This is a genomic window from Micromonospora sp. BQ32 (assembly GCF_059358895.1).
In genome coordinates this window covers 34,389-60,446 of the sequence record NZ_JCADBI010000011.1, presented here as the reverse complement: position 1 = coordinate 60,446, position 26,058 = coordinate 34,389, and the positions used below count along the sequence as shown (strand labels likewise).

Genomic DNA, 26,058 nt, shown 5'->3' with positions numbered 1-26,058 from the left:
TTATCGATAACATGCTAGGGATGGCAGCCGATGTCGGTTTGGTCAGACGTATGTCACCGGGGTGCAGGTAACGATGGCAAAACATGCTCGCAAGACCTTGGCAACATACGTGAATGCGTGGCAAGGTAACGCCTGATCGTGGGAAACATCCGACCTATCTCCCCGGGAGTTGTGCCGGCACCTAGGCGCACTGCCATCGAGCGGGGTCGGGCGCTCACAGGCGTTTGGCTCGTCGGCGGGTCCCCGTCGAATGCCGGCGCCACGCTTGGGGAGGTCAGGTCCGACGATGAGTAGCGTCGAGGCAACCGCCGGCACGCAGCGCGGTGAACTCAGCGACTGGTTCCGGGAACGCATCTCCCACGCCGTCTCCGAGTTCACCGCCGCGACCGCGTTGGTCGTCCTGTTCATCGCCCTGACCTTCGCGAGTCCCTACTTCCTGACAGCGGACAACCTCTTCAACATCGGGGCCCAGACGGCGGTGATCGCCATCATCGCCACGGCCCAGACGATGGTCATCATCACGAAGGGCATCGACCTGTCCGTGGGGTCGGTCGCCGCGCTCGCCGGCGTGCTGGGCGCGATGGTCGTGCGCGACCTCGGCTTCTCGCTGTGGGCGGCGACGGCGGTCGCGATCGGCGTCGGCGCGTTGGCCGGGCTGCTGAACGGGCTGCTGGTGACCGTGGCCCGGATTCCGCCGTTCATCGCGACGTTGGGGACGATGTCGGTGGGCCGCGGCCTCGTCTTCATCATCACCGGAGCGGTCGGCGTCTACGGGCTGCCCCGATCCTTCCAACTGCTCGGCAACGGGCAGATCCTCGGCATTCCGTTCGCCGTGGTGATCACCGTCCTGGTCGCCGTCGGGGTCGCCTTCCTGCTCTCCCAGACCCGCTTCGGTCAGTACACCTACGCGATGGGCTCCAATTTGGAGGCGGCCCGTCGCTCCGGCATCCGGGTGGGGCGACACCTGACCGGGGTGTACGTGCTGGCCGGCGTGCTGGTCGGGCTGGGCGGCATGATCGCCGCGTCCCGGGTCAACTCCGGCCAGCCCAACTACGGCATCTCGCTGGAGCTCGACGTCATCGCCGCCGCGGTCATCGGCGGTGCCAGCCTGTTCGGCGGGCAGGGCCGGATCGTCGGGACCATCATCGGCGCGTTCCTCATCGCCCTGGTCCGCAACGGCGCCGTCCTGCTCGACATCAGCATCCACTACCAGCAGGTGATCGTCGGCGTGATCATCTGGGCCGCCGTCTACTTCGACCAGTACCGCCGCCGGCGGCTGGAATCACGGGGTTGACATGCCATTCCGAGAGTCCGAACGAGGAAGGACACACACCATGGCACACACCACCACCAGCCGGCGGACGCGAGGACGACTCCTGCGCGCGCAGGCGATCCTGGCTGCGGCCGCGGCGACCGCTCTGCTCAGCGCCTGCGGCGGGGTCGAGGTCCGGGACGGCGGCGACGGCGCGACCAAGGACGCCAGCGGCCCGTTGAAGCTCGCCGTCGTACCCAAGGCGGTCGGGGCCGACTACTGGAACACGGTCAAGGCGGGCGCGGAGTGTGCCGCGCAGCGCGCGGGGGACGTCACCGTCCAGTGGGACGGGGTGACCACCGAGACCGACGTCGAGGGCCAGGTCAACCTGATCCAGAACTTCGTCACCAAGAAGGTCGACGGCATCGTCTACGCGGCGACCGACTCCAGCGCGCTGGCACCCGCCACCGACAAGGCGCTTGGCGCCAACATCCCGGTCGCCATGATCGACTCCGGCACCAGCCCGCAGCCGTCGAGTGTGCCCCTCTTCGCCACCGACAACCGTGCGTCGGCAACCGAGGCGGCGAAGCTGCTTGCCACCGAACTCGGCCCCGGCAACCACGAGGTGGCGCTCGTCGAGTTCCAGCCCGGATCGCAGACCAACACCGAGCGAGTCGACGGCTTCAAGGCCGGCCTCGCCCAGTACCCCAACCTGAAGCTGGTCGGCCAGCAGCCGAGCCGCAGTGACGTCAACGAGGCCCGCCGGGTCACCGAGAACATCCTCACCGCCAACCCGAAGCTCGCCGGCGTCTTCGCGGCCAACGAGCCGAGCGTGCTCGGTGCCGCGCAGGCCATCCAGGCTGCCGGCAAGTCCGGCAAGGTGGTCATCATCGGCTGGGACGCGGCCCCGGACGAGATCGCCGGGGTGCGCAACGGCCAGATCTCGGCGCTGGTCGTGCAGAACCCGTTCAAGATGGGCTACTTCGGCGTCGACAAGATGGTCAAGCACCTTCGGGACAAGGCGCCGCTGGCGTCGGCCGACACCGGCGTCACGTTCGTCACCAAGGAGAACATCGACTCGGCGGAGATCAAGGCGGTGCTCGAGCCCAGCTGCGCCAACCCGCCGGTGCAGTGATGGGCGGCATCCCCACGGCCACCACCGACAGCGATCGGCAACCCACCGAGCCGGAACCGCCGGTCCTCGAAGCCCGCGGCATCGTCAAGCGGTTCGGGCACGTCGAGGCGTTGCGTGGTGCCGACTTCACGGTCCGCCGGGGTGAGGTCGTCGCGTTGATCGGTGACAACGGCGCCGGCAAGAGCACCCTGATCAAGACCCTGTCCGGTGTGCATCCGCCGGACGAGGGCGAGATCCGGGTCGGCGGCCGCCCGGTTCAGTTCTCCACCCCGGTCGATGCCCGGCGGGCGGGGGTGGAGACCGTCTACCAGGACCTCGCCGTCGCCGACGACCTCAGCGTGGCCGCCAACCTGTATCTCGGCCGGGAGATCCTGCGCTCCGGACCGCTCGGTCGGCTCGGGCTGTTGGACAAGCGCGCCATGCGCCAGGGCGCCGCCGCCGCCCTCGACGAGCTGGGCGTACGGATCCCCCGGGTCACCACTCCGATCGCGATGCTCTCCGGCGGGCAGCGGCAGTGCGTCGCGGTGGCCCGCGCCATCATCTGGGCGACCAACGTGGTCATCCTCGACGAGCCGACCGCGGCGCTCGGCGTGGTCCAGACCGGGCGGGTGCTCGACGTCGTGCGGCGTGCCCGCGACGCCGGCATGTCGGTGGTGCTGGTGAGCCACAACATGCCGCAGGTGCTTGAAATCGCCGACCGGGTCGAGGTGCTGCGCCTCGGTCGACGAGCGGCCCAACTCCGCGCCGACGAGGTCACCACCGACGACCTGGTCGCGGCGATGACCGGCAGCACCAGCGCGGATCGGGACGAGCGGTGACGGCTGTCGTCCAGCGGGGTGCGCGCGATCCCTCCCGTCCGGTGACCCGAAACGGCGTCGGGTCGCCGCTGCGGCTGAGCCCACTGGGCTTCGGCGCCTCCCAGGGCGGCAATCTCTACCGGGCGACGTCGGATGAGCAGTTCGCCGCCGCGGTGGACACCGCGTGGGCAGGTGGCATCCGATACTTCGACACGGCGCCGCACTACGGGCTGGGCCTGTCCGAACGGCGTCTGGGCGCGGCCCTGCGCTCCCGCCCGCGCGGCGAGTACGTGGTGTCGACGAAGGTCGGCCGGCTGCTCGTGCCGTCACCGGAGACGGCACACCGGCGGGACCCGGAGGGGTTCGACGTTCCCGCCGATCATCGCCGGGTCTGGGACTTCAGCCGCGACGGTGTACGCCGTTCGTTGGAGGCGAGCCTTCGGCGCACCGGCCTGGATCGGATCGACGTGGTGTACCTGCATGACCCGGACGGGCATTGGGAGCAGGCCGCGCACGAGGCGATCCCGGCGTTGGTGGAGCTGCGGGAGCAGGGCGTGATCGGTGCCGTCGGTGCGGGGATGAACCAGTCCGCGATGCTGGCCCGCTTCGTCGCCGAGACCGATGTGGACGTGGTGATGTGCGCCGGCAGGTACACCCTGCTGGAGCAGGGCGCGTTGACCGACCTGCTGCCCGTCGCGCAGGCCCGCCACGTCGGGGTGGTGGTCGCCGGGGTCTACAACTCCGGGCTGCTGTCCCGGGACATGCCGGCGACCGACGCCGTCTACGACTACCGGCAGGCGCCGGCAGAGGTGATCGACCAGGCCCGCCGGATAGCGCGGGTCTGTCAGACGTACGGCGTCACGCTGCCCCAGGCGGCGTTGGCGTTCGTCCGTCGTCACCCGGCCGTGGTCTCGACCGTGGTCGGCATGCGTGACCAGGCCCAGGTGACCGAGACCCTGCGCCGATCCGACGTCGACGTCCCGGATCAGCTCTGGGCGGCGTTGTACGACGAAGGGCTGCTCGACGTGCAGTCGTAGGGGCCGGCGGTCACGACCGAGTCGTCTCGACGTTCGCGTCACCGTCGTCGGGTAACCCCTGCAACGACTCCTCCACACCGATCAGGTGGTTGGCCATCCGGGTGCGGGCCCGCTCCGGGTCGCGCGCCACGAGGGCCTTCAGGATCGCCACGTGTTCGTCATGGGTACGCAGGTCCGCGCCCTCCTCGTGCAGACTCCGCCAGAGCCGGCCGCGGATGGTGCGCCCGGCGAAGGCTTCGATCAGGCCGACGAGCACCGGATTCTCGGCGTGCACCGCGATGATCCGGTGGAAGGCGATGTCGATTTCCATGATCCGCTCGTGGTCCTGCGGTGACCGGCCGATCATCCGGGCCGCCTCGTCGAGCAGGTCCCCCGCCTGGGCCAGGGCCTCGTCGGTGATCCTGGTCGCCGCCAGCCGGGCCGCCTCGCACTCCAGCAGTCGCCGGACGGTGTGGATGTGCCGTGGGTCGCCCTGACCCTGGAAGTCCACCACGAAGCCCATCGGGGCCAGCAGTTGTGGCGCGTCGAGGTTGGTGACGTAGGTGCCGTCGCCCTGGCGGATGTTGACGATGCCGAGGATCGACAGGGCCGACATCCCCTCGCGCAGCGAGCCCCGCGAGACGCCGAGCGACTCGGCGAGGTCCTTCTCGATGGGCAGTCGGTCCCCGGGCCTGAACTGCCCTTCGAGGATCATCCGCTTGATGCCGTTGACCACTTCGTCAGTGCGAGACATGATCCGTTACCTTTCGGTGCGCTTTAGTGAGCGCATGATTGGTCGCCCCGCCTTGCGGTGGAGACGGTCCCGGTCTTGCCGGCGGATGCCGTGCCGGGTTCACGCTTCACAGCCACCTGCCCTCGTGCGCGGGTCTTCTGGTCGGCTCCACGTGCTGCCACCGAGCCACTCCCGGCGGTGTTCAGCTCAGCCGCCAGGGCGGCCAGATTGAGTGCGGCGTTGCGGTCACGGTCGATGACCAGGCCGCACGCCGCACAGTCGTACCCACGCTCGTGCAGGGCGAGCTTGGCTTTCACCGCACCGCAACCCGAGCAGGTTTTCGAGGACGGATACCAGCGGTCGGCCACGAGCAACCGGCCACCGTTCCACCCGGTCTTGTATGCCAGCTGACGGCGGATCTCGGCGAACCCGGCATCAGCGATGTGCCGGGCCAGCCGCCGGTTACGCAGCATGCCCGCGACGTTCAGGTCTTCGACAACGATGCTGCCGTGTTCGCGCGCCAGCCTTGTGGTGAGCTTGTGCAGCCCGTCGCGGCGCAGGTTCGCGACTCGCGCATGGGCACGACCAAGCCGGTCCGAGGCGCGTCGCCAGCGGTTCGAGGGGCGGCAGCCGGTGCGCCGGTCGGGGCCGGACTTCCGCGACGACGCCCGACCGAGAGCCCGCAGTCGGGCCTGCGCCGCGACGAGGTGGCGCGGATTGTCGACCCGCTCTCCGGTGGACAACACCGCAAGGTATTTGATTCCGACATCTACACCCACCACCGAGGCGGGCCGGGCCGGTTGCCGTTCGGCCCGCTGCACCTCGACGGTGAACGAGACATGCCACCGTCCGCCGTCGCGGCGCACGGTCGCGGACATGATCCGTGCGGTGCCGCACTCGACACGGCGGGCGAGCTTGCGGGCGGATTCGTGCAGCTTCAACCGACCCAGCCTCGGCAGCACGACGTGCCGGCGGTCGGGCTCGACGCGGATCGCGCCGGTGGTGAACCGCACCGACGGTGTGCCACGGCGGCGGGACTTGAAGCGGGGGAAACCGACCGGCCTCCCGGCCCGCCCGCCGCTGCGGGAGTCAGCCCAATTCTTCAGGCCACGGGCGAGAGCATCCAGGCCGGTGTTGAACGCTTCTTTCGACACCTCACCCCACGACGGCGCCGCATCAGCCTTCGCGGCATTCCACGCCTTACGCAGCCCGGCGAGCGACCACGGCAGAGACGGCGTCAGCACCTCATCCGGCACACCATAGGAGCGCTCCGCCGCGCGCTGGCCCATGACCGCCTTGACCCGGGCGAGCGCCCAGTTGTGCGCCACCCGCGCAGCCCCGACGTGCGCCCTCACGGCGCGTTCCTGCCCCGGGGTCAGGTCGAGGGCAAACCGGTACGCCTGGACCGTCCTCATATCAGGTCCCCGGTGACCGCCTCGACCGCACGGCGCACACGGCCTGCGGCGGCGTGACGGCCGTACAGGCGGGCACACAGCGAGGTCAGGATCTCAGACACGTCACGCATAAGGTCGTCGTTGACCTCCGCCGAGTCTATGACCAGCAGTTGGGGCCCCTGCGCGGACAGCGCAGCCTCAACGTGCTCGATTCCGAATCGGGCGAACCGGTCCCGGTGCTCGACCGCGATGGCCGACACAGCCGGGTCACGCAACAAGAGGAGCTGTTCGCAGTGCCCGTTGAGCGCTGAGCCGACCTCGGTCACCACCCGATCGACGGCAAAGCGCTGACCGGTAGCCCACAAAGTCACCCGGGCGACCTGCCGGTCCACGTCCGGCTCCTGGTCGGCCGAGGGCACTTGGTCGTACACCACAACCTGCCCAGCGCACGGCGCCGCGCCGGTCAATGGCTCACCGACCATGATCAGCCGGCCGAGCCGGTAGGAAGGAACGGGCAGCGTTCCCGACTCGTACCCGCCGCGCGGTCGCGTGCGAGATACCGGTAGCCGCCGCCCACTCCTTCAAGTTCACACCGCCACTTTAGACAACTTCTGAGCACTCCTGATCGCCAGCGCGCCAGCAGTTGCTGCCCCCTAGCGGCCGGCGGGGGTGGCCTTCCCACCCGCGATCACGTACGCCGCCTCCGGAGATGACACGGTAGTCGGGTCTGTCGCCGCCCAGTAGTGGCCGTCGGGGAACCGGTAGAGCGCGACCGACTCGGGACGCATCCGGGTGGAGTAGCCGGGCTGGCTGGGCAGGACGTATCCGCTGCCCGAGCCGGTGTCGCGGATGATGCACGGATCGGTGAAGTGCTCGTGCAGGTGGTCGACGAACTCGGTGACCCGGTCGGTGAGATCTCCCGAGATCGCGACGTAGTCGAGCACCGACACGTGTTGGACCATCTCGCACAGCCCCACGCCGCCGGCGTGCGGGCACACCGGGACGTCGAACTTCGCGGCGAGCAGCAGCACGGCGACGATCTCGTTGATGCTGGCCAGCCTGCCGGTGTCCAGCTGGCAGAAGTCGATGGCCTCGGCTTGGAACAGCTGCTTGAACATCACCCGGTTGTGGCAGTGCTCGCCGGTGGCGACGCCGATCGGGGCGACGGCACGGCGGACGGCCGCGTGGCCCAGGATGTCGTCGGGGCTGGTCGGCTCCTCGATCCACAGTGGCCTGAACTGGGCGAGGGCGGTGACCCAGTCGATGGCCTGGCCGACGTCCCACACCTGGTTGGCGTCGATCATCAGGTTGCGATCCGGCCCGAGGATCTCCCGCGCGATCGCGCATCGGCGGATGTCGTCGTCGAGGTTGGCGCCCACCTTGAGCTTGACGTAGCCGTAGCCGGTGTCCACCGCCTCCTGACACAGCCGGCGTAGCTTGTCGTCGCCGTAGCCGAGCCAGCCCGCCGAGGTGGTGTAGGCGGGGTAGCCGGTCCGGTCGAGCTCGGCGAGGCGGGCGGCCTTCGTGCCCTCCTTGGCCCGCAGGATGGCCAGCGCCTCGTCCCGGGTCAGCGCGTCGGACAGGTAGCGCAGGTCCGCGATGTCGACGAGCTGCTCGGGGGACATGTCGACGAGCAGCCGCCACAGCGGCTTGTCGGCGACCCGGGCGACCAGGTCCCACGACGCGTTCAACACGGCCGCCAGTGACAGGTGGACGACGCCCTTCTCGGGGCCGAGCCAGCGCAGCTGGGAGTCGGAGGTGAGCAGGCGGTAGACCGCGCCCATGTCCGCTGCCATCGTCGCCACGTCCAGGCCCACGAGGCGCTGTGCCTGGTGGACCGCCGCCGCCGCGACGATGTCGTTGCCCCGGCCGATGGTGAAGGTGAGGCCGTGCCCCGCGAGCGGCGCGCCGACGCCGTCGACGCCGTCGGTGTGCAGGATGACGTAGGCCGCCGAGTAGTCGCCGTCCTTGTTCATGGCGTCTGACCCGTCAGCGGTCAGGGAGGTGGGGAAGCGGACGTCTTCGACGGTGACGGCAGTGATCTGCGGCATGCGCTCCTCGCCCGGCTAGGCTAAAGATCAGATGATCACTGGGAGTATACGGACGGCTGCTCCAGCACGTCAACGATGTCGATCACCGTTGGACCGCAGACATATGATGTATACCGCGTCGCGTCGATCCACCTTGCCGCCCATCGTGCCGGTTGGCGGGCGCGGGCGGTGGCGAAGGTGGGCCCTGAAGGTTGGATGTTGAACCGCGCCGGGAGGGCATTGACGGCGGCTTATGGGCTCGACGTGCGGCGTCATTGCCTCGATACATCAAATCTTTGTCGATTGTCCACACCCGTGCGGAGGGCCCGGTCCCCGTTGCCTGACGTCGGCCGGCGCGGCGTGGTCCACACTTTGGTGACGGTGGTCACCGAGCGGCCGCCGACACGCCCGAGACCGACATGTGGGGTGTGACAACGGCTCCGTCCCTATATATGGTGTCGAGCGCAGCTGGTTCGGCCGCTCATCCAGAGCGGTCGAGGCAACAGGGAACCCGGTGGAAATCCGGGACTGTCCCGCAGCGGTGAGTGGGAACGACCGCCGTCATCAGCACTGGGCCACCAACCGGCCTGGGAAGCGACGGCCAGTAGGAGACCGGCGAGCCCGGTCGTGCCCGCGAGTCCGAAGACCTGCCAGCGCGCCGCGTACCCGCACCCGGGTGGGCGGCGGTCCGAGGCCGCGTGGGACGGCTGACGCCCCCTGACCCACGCCGGGCTGGCGTGGCGTCCGCCGGTGTCTGTCTCCTCACGTCCGGGCCATGAGGTCTCGAACTCCGAGGAGCGAGTGGTGACAGTCACCGAGGTAGTCCCGGCCAGCGGCGACGCGACAGTGCGGCGCACACCGATGCAGGTCCGCAAGCGCGACGGCGGCACCGAACCCGTGGACGTGAACAAGATCGTCCGAGCGGTCGAGCGGTGGGCCGACGACCTGACCGACGTCGACCCGATGCGGGTGGCCACCCGCACCATCAGCGGCCTCTACGACGGCGCGACCACCGCCGAACTGGACCGGCTGTCCATCCAGACCGCGGCCGAGATGATCGGTGAGGAGCCGCAGTACTCGCGCCTCGCCGCGCGGCTGCTGGCCGGCTACGTCGACAAGGAGGTGCGTCGACAGGGCATCACCTCGTTCAGCGCCGCGGTCCGGGTCGGCCACGCCGAGGGCCTGATCGGTGACGACACCGCCGCGTTCGTCGCCGCGCACGCCACGACGCTCGACCAGGCCGTCGACGTGAACGGCGACCGCAGGTTCGAGTACTTCGGCCTGCGCACGGTGTACGACCGCTACCTGCTGCGCCACCCCACCAGCCGACTGGTGCTGGAGACCCCGCAGTACTGGCTGCTGCGGGTGGCCTGCGGCCTGTCCCGGACGGCGGACGAGGCGGTCGACTTCTACCGGCTGATGTCGAGCCTGGCCTACCTGCCCAGCTCACCGACCTTGTTTAACTCCGGGACCCGGCACACCCAGATGTCCTCCTGCTACCTGGTCGACTCCCCGCTCGACGAGCTGGACTCGATCTACCAGCGGTACGCCCAGGTCGCCAACCTGTCCAAGTTCGCCGGTGGCATCGGCATCGCGTACTCCCGGGTCCGCTCCCGGGGAGCGCTGATCCGGGGCACGAACGGGCAGTCAAACGGGATCGTGCCGTGGCTGCGCACGCTCGACGCGAGCGTCGCCGCGGTCAACCAGGGTGGCCGGCGCAAGGGCGCGGCCTGCGTCTACCTGGAACCGTGGCACCCGGACATCGAGGAGTTCCTGCAACTGCGGGACAACACCGGCGAGGACGCCCGGCGCACTCACAACCTCAACCTGGCCAACTGGATCCCGGACGAGTTCATGCGCCGGGTCGAGGCCGACGAGCCGTGGTCGCTGTTCGACCCGCACGAGGTGCCCGAACTGCCCGACCTGTGGGGGGAGCGGTTCGACGCCGCATACCGGCAGGCCGAGGCGCAGGGTCGCTACGTGCGGCAGGTCCCGGCACGGGAGCTGTACGGGAAGATGATGCGGACCCTCGCCCAGACCGGCAACGGGTGGATGACCTTCAAGGACGCCGCCAACCGACTCTGCAACCAGACCGCCGAGCCGGGCAACGTGGTGCACCTGTCCAACCTCTGCACCGAGATCGTCGAGGTGTCCAGCGACGCCGAGACCGCCGTGTGCAACCTCGGCTCGGTGAACCTCGCCGCCCATCTCACCGACGGCGGCATCGACTGGGAGCGGCTGCGCGCCACGGTGCGGACCGCGGTGACCTTCCTCGACCGGGTCATCGACATCAACTACTACCCGACCGCGCAGGCGGCGGCGAGCAACCCCCGCTGGCGGCCGGTCGGGCTCGGGCTGATGGGCCTACAGGACGTCTTCTTCGCGCTGCGGCTGCCGTTCGACTCGCCGGCTGCCCGGGAGCTGTCCACCCGGATCAGCGAGGAGCTGTACCTGACTGCGCTGGAGACCTCCGCCGACCTGGCGCGCGACTTCGGCGCGCATCCGGCGTACCCGCAGACCCGGGCCGCGCGGGGCCAGCTCCAGCCCGACCTGTGGGGCGTCGAGGGTACGCAGACCGCACGGTGGGACGCGCTGCGCGAGCGGGTCGAGGCGTACGGGCTGCGCAACTCCTTGCTGGTGGCGGTCGCGCCGACCGCGACCATCGCCTCGATCGCCGGGTGTTACGAGTGCATCGAGCCGCAGGTGTCCAACCTGTTCAAGCGCGAGACCCTGTCGGGGGAGTTCCTCCAGGTCAACACCGCGCTGGTACGCGAGCTGAAGGCCCGCGGCCTGTGGACCGAGCGGATCCGGTCGGCGATCAAGCGGGCGGAGGGGTCGGTGCAGGACATCGCCGAGCTGCCGGCCGGCGTACGGGAGCTGTTCCGGACCGCCTGGGAGCTGCCGCAGCGGGCGCTGATCGACCTGGCCGCCGCCCGCGCCCCGTTCATCGACCAGTCCCAGTCGCTGAACCTGTTCCTGGCCGCACCGACCATCGGCAAGCTCTCCTCGATGTACCTGTACGCCTGGAAGGCCGGGCTGAAGACCACCTACTACCTGCGTTCGCGCCCGGCCACGCGGATCCAGCAGGCCACCGTCAGCGCTGTCGCACCCGTCGTCGTCGACGCGGACGCGCTGGCCTGCTCGCTGGAGAACCCCGAGTCGTGCGAGGCCTGCCAGTGACCGCCGACGCCACCACCGACGCCAGCACCACCGACGCGAGGACCACGCACATGCTGCTCGACCCCGGGATGGACCTCACGCTCCGCCCGATGCGCTACCCGCACTTCTTCGACCGGTTCCGCGACGCCATCCGCAACACCTGGACGGTCGAGGAGGTCGACCTGCACGCCGACCTCGCCGACCTGGACAAGCTGTCACCGGCCGAGCGGCACCTGGTCAGTCGCCTGGTGGCGTTCTTCGCCACCGGCGACACGATCGTCGCGAACAACCTGGTGCTCAACCTCTACCAGCACGTCAACAGCCCCGAGGGTCGCCTCTACCTGTCCCGGCAGCTGTTCGAGGAGGCCGTGCACGTCCAGTTCTACCTCAACCTGCTCGACACGTACGTGCCCGACGAGACCGAGCGCTTCGAGGCCTTCGCGGCCATCGAGAACATCCCCTCGATCCGCCGTAAGGCCGAGTTCTGCTTCCGCTGGATCGACTCCCTCAACGACCTGCGGGAGCTGCGGTCCCGTGAGGACCGGCGGACGTTTCTGCTCAACCTGATCTGCTTCGCCGCCTGCATCGAGGGCTTGTTCTTCTACGGGGCGTTCGCGTACGTCTACTTCCTGCGCTCCCGCGGCCTGCTGCACGGCCTCGCCTCGGGCACCAACTGGGTGTTCCGCGACGAGTCCATGCACATGGCGTTCGCGTTCGACGTCGTCGACACCGTCCGGGCCGAGGAGCCGGACCTGTTTGACGACGACCTCGCCGACCAGGTTCGCCGGATGCTCACCGAGGCGGTCGAGTGTGAGGTGCAGTTCGCCGAGGACCTGGTGGGCCACGGTGTGCCCGGTCTGACGTTGGCCGACATGCGGGAGTATCTCCAGCACGTCGCCGACCGCCGCCTGGCCCAGCTCGGCATCGCGCCGCACTACGGGTCGAGCAACCCGTTCGGTTTCATGGAGTTGCAGGACGTGCAGGAGCTGTCCAACTTCTTCGAGCGGCGGGTGTCGGCGTACCAGGTCGGGGTGACCGGCACCGTGGCCTTCGACGACGACTTCTAGGCGGCGACCGGTCTCGGGGCCTGGCGTCGCCCGGCGGCTACCCGGCAGCCCGATGCCGCCGACCTCGCTGCCCGCTGCCCGCTCCGCCGCGGGCGCGGGCGGTGCTCCCGGAGGCATCACTGCGATAAGCGGTATACCTCTGAGTCATACATATGACTCAGAGGTATACCGCTTATCGGAGCGCGAGATGCCGGGCAGCCCCCGTGGTCGGACGGTCCCCCGACGTGAGACTCCCCTCGCGCGGGGGCGCGGTGGGGCGGACCACCGCCTCGGCCCGCAGGCACCGTCACCGTCGGCTGGCGCAGGCGACACACGTACGCGCGGACGGGCGGGCGACGAGCCGCTCCGCGGGAATCGGACGGGAGCACCGTTCGCACACGCCGTAGCTGCCGTCGTCGACCCGTCGCAGCGCGACGTCCAGCTCGGCCAGGCGTCGGCGGGTGGCGTCCAGGACGGCGGTGAGCTGTGCGCGTTCGAAGGCGATCGTGCTGCCCTCGGGGTCGTGTTCGTCGTCGGCGTTGGACGACCGGGACGCCTCGAAGAGGCCCCGCAGGTCGCCCTCCAGGGCGGTGACCTGAGCCTCGGTCTGCTCGCGCAACCGCAGCAGTGACTCGCGGACCGCGCTGGAATCCCTGTTCATGGCCGTTCCACCGTACTGCTTGCCTACATGAAGTTGCGGGTGTGCAGGGCGGAGAGCGCCGCCGCCTCGTCGGGCCGGAAGCCCAGGCGGACGAGTCGGCGCTGACGGCCCTGATCCATCGCGTGTTGCAGCGCCTGCACCCGGTCGAAGCCGGCGGACACGTCGTCCGGATGCCAACCACCCGCCGCGAGCAGCACCAGCGCGTCGAAGACGTCCGCGTTGAGCCCTGCGGTGTCGACCAGCGCGTCGTGGCGGCGGTGGATCGCCGCCCGCAGCCGGTCCCGCAGCAGGGGATCCAGCTGCGCCTGATGCTCCAGGTGCGCCATGCCGAACACCACGTGCCGACGCTCGTCCTGCCGGGCGAGCCAACAGATCCGGCGGGTCACCGGGTCCGGGGCGTTCTCGTGCAGGAACGAGAGCAGATCGACGAAGCTGCCCTCGCCGAGCACGGAGAGCAGGAAAGACGCCAACGCGAAGTCCGACTCCGCGACGAGCGTGAACAGCGACTGCCGGCCGCCAGCGGACGACGTGCCCATCTCGGCGCCGCGCAGCAGCGCCCGCCGGCTGAAGACCTCCATGTGCCGGGCCTCGTCGGCCATCTGCACGGCGAGCAGCTGCACCACCTCCCGAAAGTGCGGATGGATGCGCCCCACGAACCGGGCCGGCACGACGAGGGCGGCCTGCTCGTTCTCGACCAGGTAGGTCATCACCTGCACCACCGCGGCCTCGACGTCGGCAGGCAGCGCGAACGGCTCGTCCCACGGCACCGCGGTCTGCGGGTCCCACTGTCGCGCGGCGGCCTGCGCGTACAGGTGGGGGGCGATGTCGGCCCACACCAGGTCGCGGTCGTCCAGGTCGAACCGGGCCTCGGGACCGCCGGCTTCGAGGAGCGCGCCCCGGGCGCCGAGCCCCCACCGCGCCGGTGGACGGCTGCTGAGCGCCGACGGCAGAGCCGGCCCGGCCCGCTCCGCGCCGAACCAGCGGTCGTCATCCGCCGAACCCCGGACCACCACCGCCACCAGCTCGCTCCGGTCGCCCCGACCCGGCCATTCGACCCGATGGCCCCGGCCACGACACCAGGCGGGCAGGTGTACGCGCAGCGCCGGGTCGCGGCCGGAGACCGCCAGCCGGCCGCCGGGCGGCAGCCCGGACAGGGCGCGCTGCACGAGCAGGTGCGCGCCCCGGCCGAAGCCCAGATCCCCCAGGTCGACCTCGGCGACCGGTGCCGTGTTCACGGCCGGTAGTCCGGGGCCGTCACCCGCCCGTCGGGGGAGTAGAAGCCGTTGGCGTCGACCGCGCCGGCGAGAGCGCCATACCCGGTGGTGCGGCCCTCCCGCCAGGCCGTCAGCCCTTCCAGGTCGAGCAGCGGACGCACCTGCGGATCGGCGTACGACATGCCGAGCAGCAGGGTGCCGAAGAGCCGAACACCGTCGGACTCCGGCGCGCGGACCGTCATGTTGCAGTGGTCGTAGCGTGCGGTCTGCGCCACGATCCGGGTGCCCTCGGACGGTAACGTGCCCTCCTGGACGAACGCCAGATGGTTGGCGTCGATCATGCAGGCGGCGTCGACCTCCCCGGCCATCAGGGCGCGGGCCGCGTCCCGCTCGCCGCCGATGTGGTCGCCGTGCAGGCCGACACCCACGTCGAAGCGGCGGACGTCGACCGTGACTCCGGCCGCCGCGAGGTGGCCCAGCGGAATCAGCGTCGCCTGTGGACTGTCGATGGCCCCGACGGCGACCACCCGTCTGGCGAGGTCCGCGAGCTGGCGCACCGGCGAGTCCGCGCGAACCACCACGATCGAGGTGAGGTCCTGGTCGGTGTCGCGCATGGTGAGGGCGCGGACGGCCGTGCCGGTGGCGGCCGCCAGTCGCTCGGCTCGCAGCCAGGCCAGGGGAGAGTTCCAGGCCGCGTCGATCCGCCCGGCGACGAGGTCCTCGACCTGTCGCTCGTAGTGCGAGTAGAGGACGAAGTCGAAGTCCAGGCCCTGCCCGCGCAGCCAGGCGCGGAACCCCTCCCAGATGGTCACGACCTTCGGGTCGTACGCGACCGCGCCCATCAGAACGGTTGGCGCCGGCATCAGCGGTTGGCCTCGTCGAGCAGCGGCAGCCCGGTGGCGATCCGACCGACGAAATCGTGCAGCGCGTCGGTGGTCGGCGCCATCACCCGGGCCGCGCGGGCGTCCCGGAAACGGCGCTCAAGGCCCAACTCCTTGCGGAAGGCGCTGCCGCCGCAGAGTTGCATCGCGCCGTCGGTCACGTCGGCGACGGTCTCGCCGGCGAGCGCCTTGACCTGGAGCACCCGCAGCATGGCGTCGTCGCGGCCGGACTCCAGCGCGGTGAGTGTGTCGCCCAGGAAGGCGCGCAGCGCGCCGGTGCGGATCATCAGTCGGGCGAGGTCGCGTCGGGTGACGGGCGCGTCGCGCAGGGCGGCACCGGTGTGCGCGAGCGTGGTCCTGGTGAGATGCCGGCTGGCCTCTGCCACCGCGCTGTCGGCGAGACCGAGGCAGAAGGCGGCGTTGAGCACCAGGAACCAGGGCAGTACCGCGCCGAGCGCGGTGTCGAGCCCGGCCCCGTCGGCCGCCATCCTCGCCGCCGACGGAACCCGGAGCGCGTCGGCGGTCATCGGGCGAGAGCCGTTGCCGCGCAGGCCCAGGCCGTCGAAGTCGCCGGTCACGCTCAGACCGGCGCTGTCGGCCGGCACCAGCCACAGCGTCATCGGGCCGGCATCGCGGGTCAACGGAAGGCTCGACCAGACGTAGCTGTTGGCCTCACCGGCCGAAGTGACCCAGCTCTTACGGGCGTCGAGGCGGACCGTGTCGTCGTCGGCGGCTGTCGCGGTGCCGGTCGGCGACCAGAAGTGGCTGCGCGAGCCGTACTCGGAGAACGCCAACGTGGTGAGGTGATCGCCGGTGGGGATCGCCTCGCGGACGTCGCGCGGGCCGTGTGCCTCGATGACGGCGGTCGCCGCGTAGTGCATGAGCACCACCATCGCGGTGGACCCGCACTCGGCGGCCAGCCGCTCGATGACCTCGGCGACCGCCCGCATGCCGTGGCCGCCGCCACCGACCTCGGTCGAGGAGGCCAGGCCGAGCAGGCCGGCCGCGGCGAGAGCGTCGACACCCGTACGAGGGAAGGCCCCATCCCGGTCGACGATCGGTGCCTGCGGGCGGATCACGTCGTGGATCACCGTGCCGAGCGAGTCCGTGGGATCGGTGGCGGTGTGGGCATTGTCGACACTGATCGTCACGCCGTTACCCCTTCGGGAGGCCGATGGGACCGCCGCCGACACTATCCGAATCGGAAGACGCAGCGCGAGCGCCGGATTGCCGTCTGGCGCGGGCGTTGTCCCGGTGAGATCGGCCGTGCCCGTCGTCCCGGTCGATGCGAAGTTCCCGTTCCAGTTCGGTGATGACCGCGCGCAGGTCGTCCAGTCGTTGGGTGAGCGCGATCCGGTCCACCTCGTCCGGTACGCCGTCGCCGTCCTCGTCGTACCCGGGAGCCAGCCGCTCGGTCATCTCCAACCGGCGAGCCTCCTCCATGGAGTTCACGATGACCGCGATGAGGATGTTGAGCAGCAGGTTGACGGTGATGACCACATAGCTGACGTAGTAGAGCAGCGTCCATGGTGAGATGACCATGCCCTGCTCGATGAGGTCCGGCAGCGTCTCCAGCGACAACAGCACGAACAACGTCAGCAGCGACCGACCGATGTCGCCGTACTCCTCCGGGTACCTGTTGCCGAAGATCAGCCAGCCGGCCATCCCGTACACGTAGAGCGTCACCACGGCCAGGGCGAGGAACCCGGTGACGCCGGGCAGGCTGCGCCACAGGGCGGAGACGATGGTCCGCAGACCCGGTGAGAACCGCACCAGGCGGACCATGCGGGCGACCCGCACGACCCGCAGCAGCGCCGGGTCGCCGTGCAGGCCCGGGATGAAGATCGCCGCGATCACCACGAAGTCGAAGACGTTCCAGCCGTGCCGGAAGAAGTCCTGTGGGCGCCTGCCGTAGGCGGCCAACCGGACGGCGATCTCGACGACGAAGACGGCCCGGAAGAACAGCTCCAGCCCGTGCAGCGCGGTGCCCGCCGGGCTCAGGTCGTCGTACGTCTCCAAGCCGAGAACGATGCCGTTGGCGAGGATGACCACGACGATGGCGATCTCGAACGGGCGGGACCGGGCGAGCCGGTCGCAACGGTCGGCCCACCCCGAGCGGTGCCGCGGTGCAGTGGCCGGCTCGCCCCGAGGGGCGGGCACGGGTGCGCCACTCACCAGTCGGCCGGCTCGATCAGGCGCGCCGCCGCGGAGGCCCACCTCCGGCCGTCATCGTGGCGGTGCGGAAGGTGTGCGGGCATACCCATCAGCCTAGCCAAGATCAATGACGCTGGGCGACCGCGACTGTTCAGGGCCGACTCGCCCGCTCCGGTGCCGCCGGCGTCGCGAAGAAGTCGGCGAGCGGGCCGACGACTCTCGGGTGCGCCCGGTTGACGGCGTCGTGGCCACTGCGCGGAATCGTCAGCGTCCGGGCGCGCGGCAGGGCGCGGGCCAGTGCCGCGTTCTGCTCGACGTAGTACGGCGGGCCGTCGGCGCCGCAGGCCAGCAGTACCTCGGCGCTCACCGCGGCCCACCGGGTGGCCGGGCCGTCGTGCGCCAGGGTCAGGGCCGTCTCGTCCAACGTCATCGGTAGTAGCTCGCCCATCGTCCGGCCGATCGGCGTACGCATGAACGCGCGGATGATCGCGATCCGGACGCCGAGCGGGAGCCTCCCCGCTGCCAGGTGTGAATTGATTCCCCCGGTCGTGATGGCGAGGGCCCGAGCGGTGTCACCGGTCTGTGCTGCCGCCTGGGCTGCCGCCAGCCAGCTCAACGGAAAGCTGCCGTTGATCGAGACTGCGGCGTCGTAGAGGGCGAGCCGGTCGATCGGCAGTCGGAGCGCGGCTTCGAGCGCCATGAGACCTCCGGCGCTGTGGCCGATGACGTTGCCGGCGCCGGTGTGCTCCAGCACCGCGGCGAGGTCGTCGACCTCCTGGTCCAGCGTGTAGGGCATCGACCTCGGTGGTGCGTCGGCCCGCCCCCGTCGGTTGTACAGGTGCACGGTGAACCGATCGGCGAGCGCCGTGGCCAGCCGCCGGTAGATGTCGATGGTCACGCCACCGCCGTGCACCACCACGATCCCTGGGCCCGCGCCCGTCGAATGCAACGCGATGGTCGCGCCGTCCCGTGCCCTGACCCGTTCCATGTTCGGCCCATCCCTTCGGCGCTGACATCAACTGCGAACGACGTTTGCAGTTTACAGTAGATCAGTGAGCGACACACCCGCGAGCGGCGGCCCCGACCGGCAGTCGATCTGGAGCAGACCCGAACGCGGCAGCCGCGGGCCCGCTCCGGCGCACAGTCGGGACAGCATCGTCGTGGCTGCCATCGCTCTGGCCGACACCGAAGGGCTGGTCGCGGTGTCGATGCGCGCCGTCGCCGCCGCGCTCGGCACCGGTGCCGGATCCCTCTACCGCTACCTGTCGTCCCGCGACGACCTGCTGGACCTGATGACCGACCGGGCCGTGGGGGAGCTGCGCCCGTACCCACAGGTGGAGGGCGACTGGTTGGAGACGATGGTGCTGCTGGGGCGGCGCCAGTTGGCGCTGTTCGGCGCCCACCCGTGGCTGCTCGACGTGATTCACCGGCCCTCCGGCATCGGCCCGGAGAGCCTGGCCTGGTTCGACAACTGCCTGCGGGTCCTGGAATCCGTGCGCTGCCCCGTGGCCGCCAAGTTCGAGGCCATCGCGATGATGACCGGCGTGGTGAGCCTCTTCGCCCGTCGCGAGTCCGCCGCCGGGGCGTTCAGCTTCGCCGGGGTGGACCTCGCGGCGTACCCGCACCTGATCGCGGCGTTCAGTCAGCCCGCCGGACCGGCGCCCCGGGCGGACCTCGTCGAGCGGACCCTGCGCAGTCTGCTGACCGGCCTGCTGCTCGCGGAGCCGACCGAGGCGGGCTGACCGCCTCGGCGGACAGGTGGTGTCTGCCGTTCTCGCGTCACCACGACGCCCGCTGGTCTGGGTTCAACCCGTGGTGGTGAGGTATCGGCGGTAACAGGTGACGGCGGCCAGCCTGGGCGTGCAGGTCGCTGCGCCGCGTGGTGGGCGACGGCGGCCTGGGTCCGTCGCCCGCTTCGGCGATGACCCCGGTCAGGCCCGCGCGGCCCGGATGGCGTCGCGCAGCGGGGTGCTCGGCCGGCCGAGCAGCCGGCTGAGGTCATCGCTGTCGGTAGCCAGCTCGCCGTTGGCGATCGAGTGGTCGAGCGCGGCGACGAAACCGGCGGTGCCCGCGTCCAGGCCGACGTTCTCCAGGGCCGAGGCCAGCTCGGCGGCGGACATGTCCTGGTGGACGACGGTGGTGCCGGTCACCTCGGTGACGGCCTCGGCCAGCTCGTCGAAGGTGAACGCGGTGCCGCCCAATTCGTAGACGGCGTTGCCGTCCTCCTCGCGGGTGAGCGCCGCCACGGCCGCTCCCGCGTAGTCGGCCCGGGTCGCGGCGGAGATCTTGCTGCCGCCGGTCGCGCCGAGGATCGTGCCGGACCCCAGGTACTGCGGCAGCTGATCGGTGTAGTTCTCGGTGTACCAGCTGTTGCGCAGCACGGTGTGGGTCAGGCCGGACGCGGCGAGAACCTCCTCGGTGGCCTTGTGCTCCGGGGCGAGCGGGTTCGCGGTGGTGTCGGCTTTCAGGATGCTGGTGTAAACGAGACGCTCGACGCCGGCGAGCTTGGCGGCGTCGATGACCGCGGTGTGCTGCGCGACGCGCTGACCGGGAGTGTCGCCGGAGATGAGCAGCAGGCGGTGTACGCCGGCCACGGCGCCGGGCAGCGTCGACGGGTCGTCGTAGTTGGCCTTGCGGATCTCGACCCCGCGCGCGGCCAGGTCGGCGGCCTTCTCCGGGCTGCGGACGATGGCGGCGATCTCGGCGGCGGGTACGCCGCTGTCGAGCAGTTGCTCGATCACCAGACGGCCCAGTCGGCCGGTGGCGCCGGTGACGGCGTAGGTGGGCATGGGAACCTCCGGAGGGGTAGTGACAAAGCAGTAAGCACTTACGAATCTATAGCACTAACCAAAGGTGGGTATGAGATAGGCTGGTGAGGTGAGCGACATGCCGGCCCAGGACCCGGCGGGGCCTACCCAGGAATTCGTCAGCGATGTCTTCGCGCGGGATTGCACCTCCCGTGCCGCCTTCGAGGACGTCACCTCGAAGTGGGCCTCGCTGGCCCTGTTGGCGCTCGGCGAGGGCCGCTACCGGTTCAACGCGCTGCGGCGCCGCATCGACGGGGTCAGCGAGCGGATGCTCTCGCAGACCCTGCAGACCCTCGAACGCGACGGAATGCTCACCCGTGAGGTGCTCACCGCGATCCCACCGCGGGTCGAATACTCGCTGACCCCGCTCGGCGCCCGGGTCGCCGAGCAACTGCGGGGCCTCGCCGATCTGCTGGAGGCGTCGGTGCCGGAGGTGCAGACCGCCCGCGACAGCCACGAACGTGACCGGGCCTAGCTCGGGACGCCCGACGAGCGCCGGTCGACGCCGCGCTAGTTGGTGTCCTGCGCGCAGATCGTGGTCATCTCAGCCAGGTAACTGGCCAGCGTCGGCAGTCCGGCCTCGGCCCGGCGCCGCTCGACACCCGGCTCGTCCCTGATCGGAGTCGCCGGGACGGGGCCGTCCGGTCCGCAGCGGATCTGTGTGCCGTACACCTGGGGCTCGCCCTTGCCCGCCGCGACCCGGTCCTCCAGGTAGGCCAGGTTGCCCGGCGAGGCCTGGCGGGCGGCCACCGCCGTCCGCAACAGGCCCAGTGCCTCCTGTTGAAAGCTCGGATCCTGGTCGGAGTGCTGGGCGATCGCCCAGGCGGCGTTGCCGCCGTCCTCGCCCACGAGGGCGAAGGTCGGCCAACCGTGGCTACGGATGATTTCCTTCAACCGGACGGTGCGGGCCTGGTCGGAGTCACTCTGCGGCGTGCCCTCGCGGTCGGCCTGGTCGCGCTTCAGCATCGCGATCAACTCGTCGTGCAGCGCCTTGTCGAAGGAGGCGGGGGAGGGGGTGCCCAAAGCTGCCGGCGGCGCGCTGCTCGGTGGGTCACCGGTCGACCTGGACGAGGTGCCACAGGCGGCGAGGGCCAGCAGTGCCACCAGCGGCACCGTGATCGGCGACGGGAGCTTCACGTCGCCGATTGTGGTCGGGTCGTGGCCACCCCCACAAGACGCGGACCGGGGCCGGGTCTCAGGTGTTCAGCGTCTCGCGTGGCGGCACACCGTAGCTGGCGTGGTATCGCGCGGTGAACCTGCTGTGGCTGGCGAACCCCCACCGACTGGCGATCGCCGAGACCGTCTCCTGGCGCGGGTCGGCGCGTACCAGGTCGTGGTGTGCCCGAACGAGCCGGATCCGACGCAGATAGGCCATCGGAGTGGTGCCGAGATGACGGCGGAAGGCGAGTTGCACCGCCCGGAGGGAGACCCCGGCGGCGCCGGCGATGTCGGCCGCGCTGATGTCCCGGTCGGCGTGCTCCTCCAGAAACGCGATCGCCCGTCGCAGCGTGGCGGTGGTGGCGTCGTTTCGATCCGCGGTGGTCGGTTCGGTGACGGCGGTGTTGGGGAAGACCGTGAGCGCCGCCGCGGCCAGCATCCGGGCGGCGTTGCCGATCACCAGTGATTGCGCCCCGGCGGCCGGGCTGTTCAACACCACGTCGCGCACGAAGTTGGTGGTGTTGCGCCACTGCCGGGCGAGGGCCGTACTGGCGGCACCCAGTTCGGTGAACTCGATCCGACCGGGCCGGCGGGCCGGCGCGGTGGTGGCCACCTGCGCCAGCACCGACAGGTCCAGGACGCAGAGTTCCACCTCACCGGGATGCCAGCGGACGACGCACGGCTCCTCCGGCCTGGTGACGAGGAACACCTCGCCGGGGCCGAAGCGGTGAGCCGACCCGGCGCAGGAACGATCGACGCGCGCGGTGCGGGTGCGACCGATGACCAGCCCGCTGAGGGCGCTGGCCCCGATTTCCAGGTGGCTGCTCTGGCGGGTGGTCGCGATGGCGAAGGGGCCGGTGTCGACCCGGTGGTGGGTGAGCCGGTATCCGTTCCTGCTCTGGATACGCAGTTTCGGGTCGTACGTGGCGGACAGGAATTCCTGGATGGCCGCCGGGTCACGGCTGTCGAACCGGTGGGTCTGCACTGGCGATGACGTCATCCGCTGTCTCCGTCCGGTGGAGGTGCCGCCGGGTGGTGGAACGGGTGCCGACGGCAGGATCGGAACGTGCCGGGGTGCTCGGCGGTGACCCGGCACGTCGCTGGCCGGCGGTGCGGTGAGGTGGAGCGTCGCGAGCGGGACGGCAGCGACCGGTTGAGGCGTCGGATCTGGTCTGACCATTGAGGACTTCAGGTACGCAATATCTGCAGATGGGAATGTCACCATACGACAATCACCGACGTGCCGTCCGGTGAATCACTGGGATGTGTCGGCAGCTCGACTTCGTTTTTCGGCTAACGCACCGAATGGTTCTACGTCTGCTGTCCTAGCCACCCTCGCGGCCGACAGCGAAATCTTGTTCATGATTCGTCGGAGGACGACCGGTCCACTGCCGGGACGCCGGCTTACGGAGGGGGGAAGCGTTGGACAGTACTGATCCTGACCGCGTCGTTCGGCTGGCCGTCGCCGAGGCGCTGGCCCGGGTGGCGGACGAGGACAGCCTGGGTCTGGGCGAGGGTGACGCGCTGGAGAGGCTCGGGGGTGGGCTGCGTGAGGTGCTGCGCCGCGCACTCGACGACCGGGTGCCACTGACCACGCCGGACTTCGTCGACCTCTGCCGTGGCCTGGGTCTGAACCGTGACGCCTTCGACCTGCTGGGGCACTACCTGATGACCGCGTTGCTGACCCGGCACGTCGGACCGGACGCCCTGATCCGCGTGGGGGCGCTCTTCGGCACCGTCGGACGCTACCTGCCCGGCGCCCGTCCGGTAGCCCACCGCAACGAGGGCCCCGCCGTGCGGCGGCGCGACGTGCGCTCGGACAACAGCGTCGTCGGTCGGTACCGCCGCGCCAAGCTGCCGGAGCACCTGCCCAACCCACCGAGTTGGACCTGCACCGGATGCGGCCGCGAGTGGCCCTGCGCCACCAAGCAGAGCCAACTGCTCGCCGAGTTCGGTGGAGCACGCGCCTCCCTCGCGGTCTATCTCGGCTCCTGCCTCGTCGCCGCCGCCCAGGATCTGCCCACGCTGCCGCTGCCTCGGGTCCGGCTCCGATTCCTGGGCTGGCTGCCCCGGGCCCGGATCTGACCCGGCCGTCGGCGGCCCACCGGCCGTCCGGCGCCCTGACCCGGTCGGTCGACGCCGGTCCCGACTCGACACCCCGCGCGGTCGTGGGGTGACCCGATGCTGCCCTGCGCGGCGCTGCGCGCAGGTCGGAGCAGGGTGTTCATCGTGAGCACCCGCTGCGTACGGCGGGTGTTCACCGCCCTCTTCGAGGCTCCTTGATCGAAAGAGCATTCGCTTGATCGAGGAGAGGCTCTCAGGTGAGAGACAAGCATCCCGAAGAGACCGAGCACGCGCAGCTGTCCCGGCGCAAGCTGGTCAAGTACGCGGGCGTCGGCGCGACGCTGGCAGCGGCAAGCCCACTGGTCGGTGCCGGAGCGGCGTGGGCCGACGAGGACCGCCGGCCGGGTGACGACGACAAGACCGACCGGGGTAACTCCACCCACCGGGTGTGGCGCGCGGGCGACCACCACATCCACTCCGAGTACAGCGGCGAGTTCGACACCACGAAGTCCCCGATCGTCTTCCACAAGGGCGCGGACGCGGTCTACCCGATCGTCACCAACGCCATCATGGCGAAGAACTTCGGTCTGACCTGGGCGATGTGCACCGACCACGGTGGACCGACCCACTCGAAGGTGAACATCGAGCAGGCGTACCCCGACCTGCTGCGGTCCCGCAAGCTGGTCCCCGAGGTGCTCCAGTTCTGGGGTATGGAGTTCGACGCGCCCTCGCTGGACCACCACACGCTGATGATTCCACGCCACGACGACGAGGCGAAGCAGCTCTTCGAGCTGGAGAGCCGGTTCGCCAAGTACGACGCGTTCCCCACCGACCCGGCCCGTGACACTGAGGCCAGGATGGTGGAGTTCCTCAAGGTCGCCCGGGGAATGCCGCACAAGCCGCTGGTGATCGCCCACCACGCGTCCCGTTCGGCGCCCGGTCTGGGCGTCTACGGTCAGGACACCCCGCGCGAGTTTCGCAACGGCAACAACGCCGCGCCGGATGTCTACATCGGCTTCGAGGGCGCGCCCGGGCACCAGGCCGCCCCGCTCAACGGTGGCAAGCGGGGCGGGTACGGCAACCACCCCACCTACGGCGGCTTCGACCAGATGACCGCTCGGGTCGGCGGCCTGTGGGACTCACTGCTCGGCGAGGGTCGGCGCTGGTGGATCACCGCGACCTCGGACTCGCACGTGCACTGGACCCGCGGCGGCTCCGACTTCTGGCCGGGGGAGTACAGCAAGACGTACGTGCACGCCCGCCAGGACTACGGCGACATCATGGACGGTCTGCGCAACGGCCGGATCTGGGTCACCACCGGTGACCTGATCCGCAGCCTCGACGTCACCGCCACGTCCCAGGGCAGGACCGCCGAGGTGGGCGAGACGATCACGGTGAACCGTCGTAGCCGTACCGATGTCGAGATCGAGATCACGTTCCGCCCACTGGGTGGGGTGAACGCGAACGGCGACCGGCCCGAGGTCCGCCGGGTCGACCTGATCGTCGGCCAGATCACCGGCCCGAGCGCCAGCCTGGACGCCGACACCAACCCCACCACCACGGTGGTGGCCCGGTTCGGCCCGCGGGACTGGCGTCGCCACGGCGACAGCTACGTCATCCGGCACACCCTGCGCAATGTCGAGGCGGACACCTACGCGCGGGTGCGGGGCACCAGCACCGACGAGGCTGAGCCGCTGGCCGACGGGCTGGAGAGCCCGTGGGACGACCTGTGGTTCTACTCGAACCCGGTGTTCGTGCACGTGCGCTGACCGGGCGCGGTAGTGACATCGCGGACCCGTCCGGCACCGCTCGACCGACGACGTCGGGTGGTGCCGGACGGGCCGCCTTGCCTGCCGTATCCGCAGGTCAGCCGGGCCTGCGGCGGCTGGCTCGGGGGGTGGCGGTTCGGCCGCTTCGCACCGCCGCCGCGCCGGTCCGGCGGGCAGCGGGCGCCGCCGGCGCCGGATCGGCCTGCACCTGCGTCACCACCTCGCAGAGATCGCGCAGCGGGTCCATCGCCTGGGTCGAGCAGGCGACCTTCTGCAGCAGTGCCCGCAGCGTCGCCGACTCGGTCGGCGTGAGCGCCCCCAGCAGGTGCGACTCGACCTGCCGCAGTGCCAACCGCCGCTGCTCCCAGGCGGTACGGCCGGCGTCGGTGACCTCTACCAGCCGGTTGCGCCGGTCGGCCGGGTCCGCGCGACGGGCAACGAACCCGGGCCGCTCCAGGTCATCGATCAGGTACGTGAGGACGGTGCGGTCGATGCCGATCTCCTCGGCGATCGCGCCCTGGTTTCGGGCCGGCCCGTTGATCGCCGCGGTGAGCAGTTGGTAGCCGCGCGGGCCACCGGGAAAGTCGGTGAGCGCGTGGTCGGCCGCCCGGACGTAGCCGCGAAAGACGATGCCGAGCATCCAGCCCAGGTCGTCGTCGAGCGGATCGGGCCGGTCCGGCCGGTGAGTGGCACCCGTCATCCCCCGACGATACCGCAGTCACACAGACCTTGCTGGCGGCAGATGTTCTGTGTGACATAAGGTTAAGGTCACGACGCATCGCCCGAGA

General features: G+C 70.4%; 23 protein-coding genes, 1 pseudogene and 1 riboswitch. Of the genes and pseudogenes, 10 read left to right on the top strand and 14 right to left on the bottom strand.

Features of this window, described 5'->3' with window-relative positions; all coding sequences use genetic code 11:
• Positions 1 to 286: 286 nt before the first annotated feature.
• From AC5L30_RS20960 to AC5L30_RS20945, 4 genes are read left to right on the top strand one after another with little or no spacing between them, the layout of a single operon-like run.
• Positions 287 to 1,294 carry an ABC transporter permease gene (locus AC5L30_RS20960; protein WP_357228841.1) on the top strand — a complete coding sequence of 336 codons (1,008 nt, stop codon included), beginning with the start codon at positions 287 to 289 and terminating at the stop codon, positions 1,292 to 1,294.
• Between the two features lie 40 nt (positions 1,295 to 1,334).
• Positions 1,335 to 2,387, top strand: coding sequence for an ABC transporter substrate-binding protein (locus AC5L30_RS20955; protein WP_494869266.1), 1,053 nt, complete (start codon positions 1,335 to 1,337; stop codon positions 2,385 to 2,387).
• Positions 2,387 to 3,205, top strand: a complete 819-nt coding sequence (locus AC5L30_RS20950; RefSeq protein WP_494869265.1) for an ATP-binding cassette domain-containing protein — start codon at positions 2,387 to 2,389, stop codon at positions 3,203 to 3,205. Before AC5L30_RS20955 ends, AC5L30_RS20950 begins: the two co-directional genes overlap by 1 nt.
• 41 nt (positions 3,206 to 3,246) lie before the next feature.
• Positions 3,247 to 4,221 carry an aldo/keto reductase gene (locus tag AC5L30_RS20945; protein ID WP_494869263.1) on the top strand — a complete coding sequence of 325 codons (975 nt, stop codon included), beginning with the start codon at positions 3,247 to 3,249 and terminating at the stop codon, positions 4,219 to 4,221.
• A gap of 10 nt (positions 4,222 to 4,231) precedes the next feature.
• Here the strand turns inward: AC5L30_RS20945 and AC5L30_RS20940 are convergent, their stop codons facing one another.
• From AC5L30_RS20940 to AC5L30_RS20925, 4 genes and pseudogenes are all read right to left on the bottom strand, one after another.
• Positions 4,232 to 4,954, bottom strand: a complete 723-nt coding sequence (locus AC5L30_RS20940) for a FadR/GntR family transcriptional regulator (protein ID WP_494869262.1) — start codon at positions 4,952 to 4,954, stop codon at positions 4,232 to 4,234.
• Positions 4,955 to 4,977: 23 nt separating this feature from the next.
• Entirely contained in the window at positions 4,978 to 6,348 is a 1,371-nt protein-coding gene (gene tnpB, locus AC5L30_RS20935) for an IS607 family element RNA-guided endonuclease TnpB (RefSeq protein WP_494869260.1), read from the bottom strand.
• A pseudogene (locus AC5L30_RS20930) lies at positions 6,345 to 6,918 on the bottom strand (IS607 family transposase). The gene tnpB and the pseudogene AC5L30_RS20930 overlap by 4 nt, the downstream one beginning before the upstream one ends.
• A gap of 62 nt (positions 6,919 to 6,980) precedes the next feature.
• Positions 6,981 to 8,378 (bottom strand): enolase C-terminal domain-like protein, encoded by a 1,398-nt coding sequence (locus AC5L30_RS20925; RefSeq protein ID WP_494869258.1) that lies wholly within the window; start codon positions 8,376 to 8,378, stop codon positions 6,981 to 6,983.
• 431 nt (positions 8,379 to 8,809) lie between these two features.
• A riboswitch (cobalamin riboswitch) is annotated at positions 8,810 to 9,026 on the top strand.
• Positions 9,027 to 9,218: 192 nt separating this feature from the next.
• Between AC5L30_RS20925 and AC5L30_RS20920 the strand changes: the two genes are divergently transcribed.
• The gene (locus tag AC5L30_RS20920) at positions 9,219 to 11,537 is read left to right on the top strand and encodes a ribonucleoside-diphosphate reductase subunit alpha (protein ID WP_494869446.1); all 2,319 of its coding nucleotides are present in this window, start codon (positions 9,219 to 9,221) and stop codon (positions 11,535 to 11,537) included.
• Positions 11,538 to 11,587: 50 nt separating this feature from the next.
• On the top strand, positions 11,588 to 12,583 hold the full coding sequence (locus AC5L30_RS20915; protein ID WP_355493658.1) for a ribonucleotide-diphosphate reductase subunit beta: 996 nt from the start codon (positions 11,588 to 11,590) through the stop codon (positions 12,581 to 12,583).
• 286 nt (positions 12,584 to 12,869) lie between these two features.
• Here the strand turns inward: AC5L30_RS20915 and AC5L30_RS20910 are convergent, their stop codons facing one another.
• The 6 genes from AC5L30_RS20910 to AC5L30_RS20885 all read right to left on the bottom strand — a co-directional run bounded on the left by AC5L30_RS20910 (position 12,870) and on the right by AC5L30_RS20885 (position 18,460).
• Complete coding sequence (locus tag AC5L30_RS20910; protein ID WP_494869256.1) at positions 12,870 to 13,223, bottom strand: TraR/DksA family transcriptional regulator; 354 nt, start codon at positions 13,221 to 13,223, stop codon at positions 12,870 to 12,872.
• A gap of 23 nt (positions 13,224 to 13,246) precedes the next feature.
• Positions 13,247 to 14,458, bottom strand: coding sequence for a ferritin-like domain-containing protein (locus tag AC5L30_RS20905; protein ID WP_494869255.1), 1,212 nt, complete (start codon positions 14,456 to 14,458; stop codon positions 13,247 to 13,249).
• A complete protein-coding gene (locus AC5L30_RS20900; RefSeq protein WP_494869253.1) occupies positions 14,455 to 15,300 on the bottom strand; it encodes a phosphate/phosphite/phosphonate ABC transporter substrate-binding protein in 846 nt (281 codons plus the stop codon). The genes AC5L30_RS20905 and AC5L30_RS20900 overlap by 4 nt, the downstream gene beginning before the upstream one ends.
• Positions 15,300 to 16,469 carry an acyl-CoA dehydrogenase family protein gene (locus AC5L30_RS20895; RefSeq protein WP_494869251.1) on the bottom strand — a complete coding sequence of 390 codons (1,170 nt, stop codon included), beginning with the start codon at positions 16,467 to 16,469 and terminating at the stop codon, positions 15,300 to 15,302. Before AC5L30_RS20895 ends, AC5L30_RS20900 begins: the two co-directional genes overlap by 1 nt.
• Before the next feature lie 4 nt (positions 16,470 to 16,473).
• Positions 16,474 to 17,493 (bottom strand): ion transporter, encoded by a 1,020-nt coding sequence (locus AC5L30_RS20890; RefSeq protein WP_494869249.1) that lies wholly within the window; start codon positions 17,491 to 17,493, stop codon positions 16,474 to 16,476.
• Positions 17,494 to 17,623: 130 nt separating this feature from the next.
• Positions 17,624 to 18,460 (bottom strand): alpha/beta fold hydrolase, encoded by an 837-nt coding sequence (locus AC5L30_RS20885; protein WP_494869248.1) that lies wholly within the window; start codon positions 18,458 to 18,460, stop codon positions 17,624 to 17,626.
• Between the two features lie 64 nt (positions 18,461 to 18,524).
• On the opposite strand from AC5L30_RS20885, the gene AC5L30_RS20880 reads away from it, so the two are divergent.
• Positions 18,525 to 19,214 carry a TetR/AcrR family transcriptional regulator gene (locus AC5L30_RS20880; RefSeq protein WP_494869246.1) on the top strand — a complete coding sequence of 230 codons (690 nt, stop codon included), beginning with the start codon at positions 18,525 to 18,527 and terminating at the stop codon, positions 19,212 to 19,214.
• A 189-nt stretch (positions 19,215 to 19,403) separates the two neighbouring features.
• Here the strand turns inward: AC5L30_RS20880 and AC5L30_RS20875 are convergent, their stop codons facing one another.
• Positions 19,404 to 20,261 carry an SDR family oxidoreductase gene (locus tag AC5L30_RS20875; protein WP_494869244.1) on the bottom strand — a complete coding sequence of 286 codons (858 nt, stop codon included), beginning with the start codon at positions 20,259 to 20,261 and terminating at the stop codon, positions 19,404 to 19,406.
• Between the two features lie 97 nt (positions 20,262 to 20,358).
• Here AC5L30_RS20875 and AC5L30_RS20870 point away from each other — a divergent pair, with 97 nt between their 5' ends.
• The gene (locus AC5L30_RS20870; RefSeq protein ID WP_494869444.1) at positions 20,359 to 20,754 is read left to right on the top strand and encodes a winged helix-turn-helix transcriptional regulator; all 396 of its coding nucleotides are present in this window, start codon (positions 20,359 to 20,361) and stop codon (positions 20,752 to 20,754) included.
• A gap of 35 nt (positions 20,755 to 20,789) precedes the next feature.
• On the opposite strand, the gene AC5L30_RS20865 is transcribed toward AC5L30_RS20870, so the two are convergent.
• Together AC5L30_RS20865 and AC5L30_RS20860 are read right to left on the bottom strand one after the other, a co-directional pair.
• Entirely contained in the window at positions 20,790 to 21,416 is a 627-nt protein-coding gene (locus AC5L30_RS20865) for a DUF6624 domain-containing protein (protein WP_494869242.1), read from the bottom strand.
• 58 nt (positions 21,417 to 21,474) lie between these two features.
• Entirely contained in the window at positions 21,475 to 22,437 is a 963-nt protein-coding gene (locus AC5L30_RS20860; RefSeq protein ID WP_494869241.1) for a helix-turn-helix transcriptional regulator, read from the bottom strand.
• 422 nt (positions 22,438 to 22,859) lie between these two features.
• Between AC5L30_RS20860 and AC5L30_RS20855 the strand changes: the two genes are divergently transcribed.
• Positions 22,860 to 23,522, top strand: a complete 663-nt coding sequence (locus AC5L30_RS20855; protein WP_494869239.1) for a hypothetical protein — start codon at positions 22,860 to 22,862, stop codon at positions 23,520 to 23,522.
• 236 nt (positions 23,523 to 23,758) lie between these two features.
• Positions 23,759 to 25,270 (top strand): CehA/McbA family metallohydrolase domain-containing protein, encoded by a 1,512-nt coding sequence (locus AC5L30_RS20850; RefSeq protein ID WP_494869238.1) that lies wholly within the window; start codon positions 23,759 to 23,761, stop codon positions 25,268 to 25,270.
• A 97-nt stretch (positions 25,271 to 25,367) separates the two neighbouring features.
• Here AC5L30_RS20850 and AC5L30_RS20845 read toward each other — a convergent pair whose 3' ends face one another.
• Positions 25,368 to 25,970, bottom strand: a complete 603-nt coding sequence (locus tag AC5L30_RS20845) for a MarR family winged helix-turn-helix transcriptional regulator (RefSeq protein ID WP_494869237.1) — start codon at positions 25,968 to 25,970, stop codon at positions 25,368 to 25,370.
• Positions 25,971 to 26,058 lie beyond the last annotated feature (88 nt).

What these genes read in the sequence shown, in the direction of transcription:
- AC5L30_RS20950 (WP_494869265.1), top strand. Translation starts at nt 2,387, where the DNA reads ATGGGCGGCATCCCCACGGCCACCACCGACAGCGATCGGCAACCCACC.
- tnpB (WP_494869260.1), bottom strand. Translation starts at nt 6,348, where the DNA reads ATGAGGACGGTCCAGGCGTACCGGTTTGCCCTCGACCTGACCCCGGGG.
- AC5L30_RS20960 (WP_357228841.1), top strand. Translation starts at nt 287, where the DNA reads ATGAGTAGCGTCGAGGCAACCGCCGGCACGCAGCGCGGTGAACTCAGC.
- AC5L30_RS20845 (WP_494869237.1), bottom strand. Translation starts at nt 25,970, where the DNA reads ATGACGGGTGCCACTCACCGGCCGGACCGGCCCGATCCGCTCGACGAC.
- AC5L30_RS20900 (WP_494869253.1), bottom strand. Translation starts at nt 15,300, where the DNA reads ATGCCGGCGCCAACCGTTCTGATGGGCGCGGTCGCGTACGACCCGAAG.
- AC5L30_RS20875 (WP_494869244.1), bottom strand. Translation starts at nt 20,261, where the DNA reads ATGCCCACCTACGCCGTCACCGGCGCCACCGGCCGACTGGGCCGTCTG.
- AC5L30_RS20860 (WP_494869241.1), bottom strand. Translation starts at nt 22,437, where the DNA reads ATGACGTCATCGCCAGTGCAGACCCACCGGTTCGACAGCCGTGACCCG.
- AC5L30_RS20925 (WP_494869258.1), bottom strand. Translation starts at nt 8,378, where the DNA reads ATGCCGCAGATCACTGCCGTCACCGTCGAAGACGTCCGCTTCCCCACC.
- AC5L30_RS20915 (WP_355493658.1), top strand. Translation starts at nt 11,588, where the DNA reads ATGCTGCTCGACCCCGGGATGGACCTCACGCTCCGCCCGATGCGCTAC.
- AC5L30_RS20885 (WP_494869248.1), bottom strand. Translation starts at nt 18,460, where the DNA reads ATGGAACGGGTCAGGGCACGGGACGGCGCGACCATCGCGTTGCATTCG.
- AC5L30_RS20920 (WP_494869446.1), top strand. Translation starts at nt 9,219, where the DNA reads ATGCAGGTCCGCAAGCGCGACGGCGGCACCGAACCCGTGGACGTGAAC.
- AC5L30_RS20870 (WP_494869444.1), top strand. Translation starts at nt 20,359, where the DNA reads ATGCCGGCCCAGGACCCGGCGGGGCCTACCCAGGAATTCGTCAGCGAT.
- AC5L30_RS20940 (WP_494869262.1), bottom strand. Translation starts at nt 4,954, where the DNA reads ATGTCTCGCACTGACGAAGTGGTCAACGGCATCAAGCGGATGATCCTC.
- AC5L30_RS20910 (WP_494869256.1), bottom strand. Translation starts at nt 13,223, where the DNA reads ATGAACAGGGATTCCAGCGCGGTCCGCGAGTCACTGCTGCGGTTGCGC.
- AC5L30_RS20955 (WP_494869266.1), top strand. Translation starts at nt 1,335, where the DNA reads ATGGCACACACCACCACCAGCCGGCGGACGCGAGGACGACTCCTGCGC.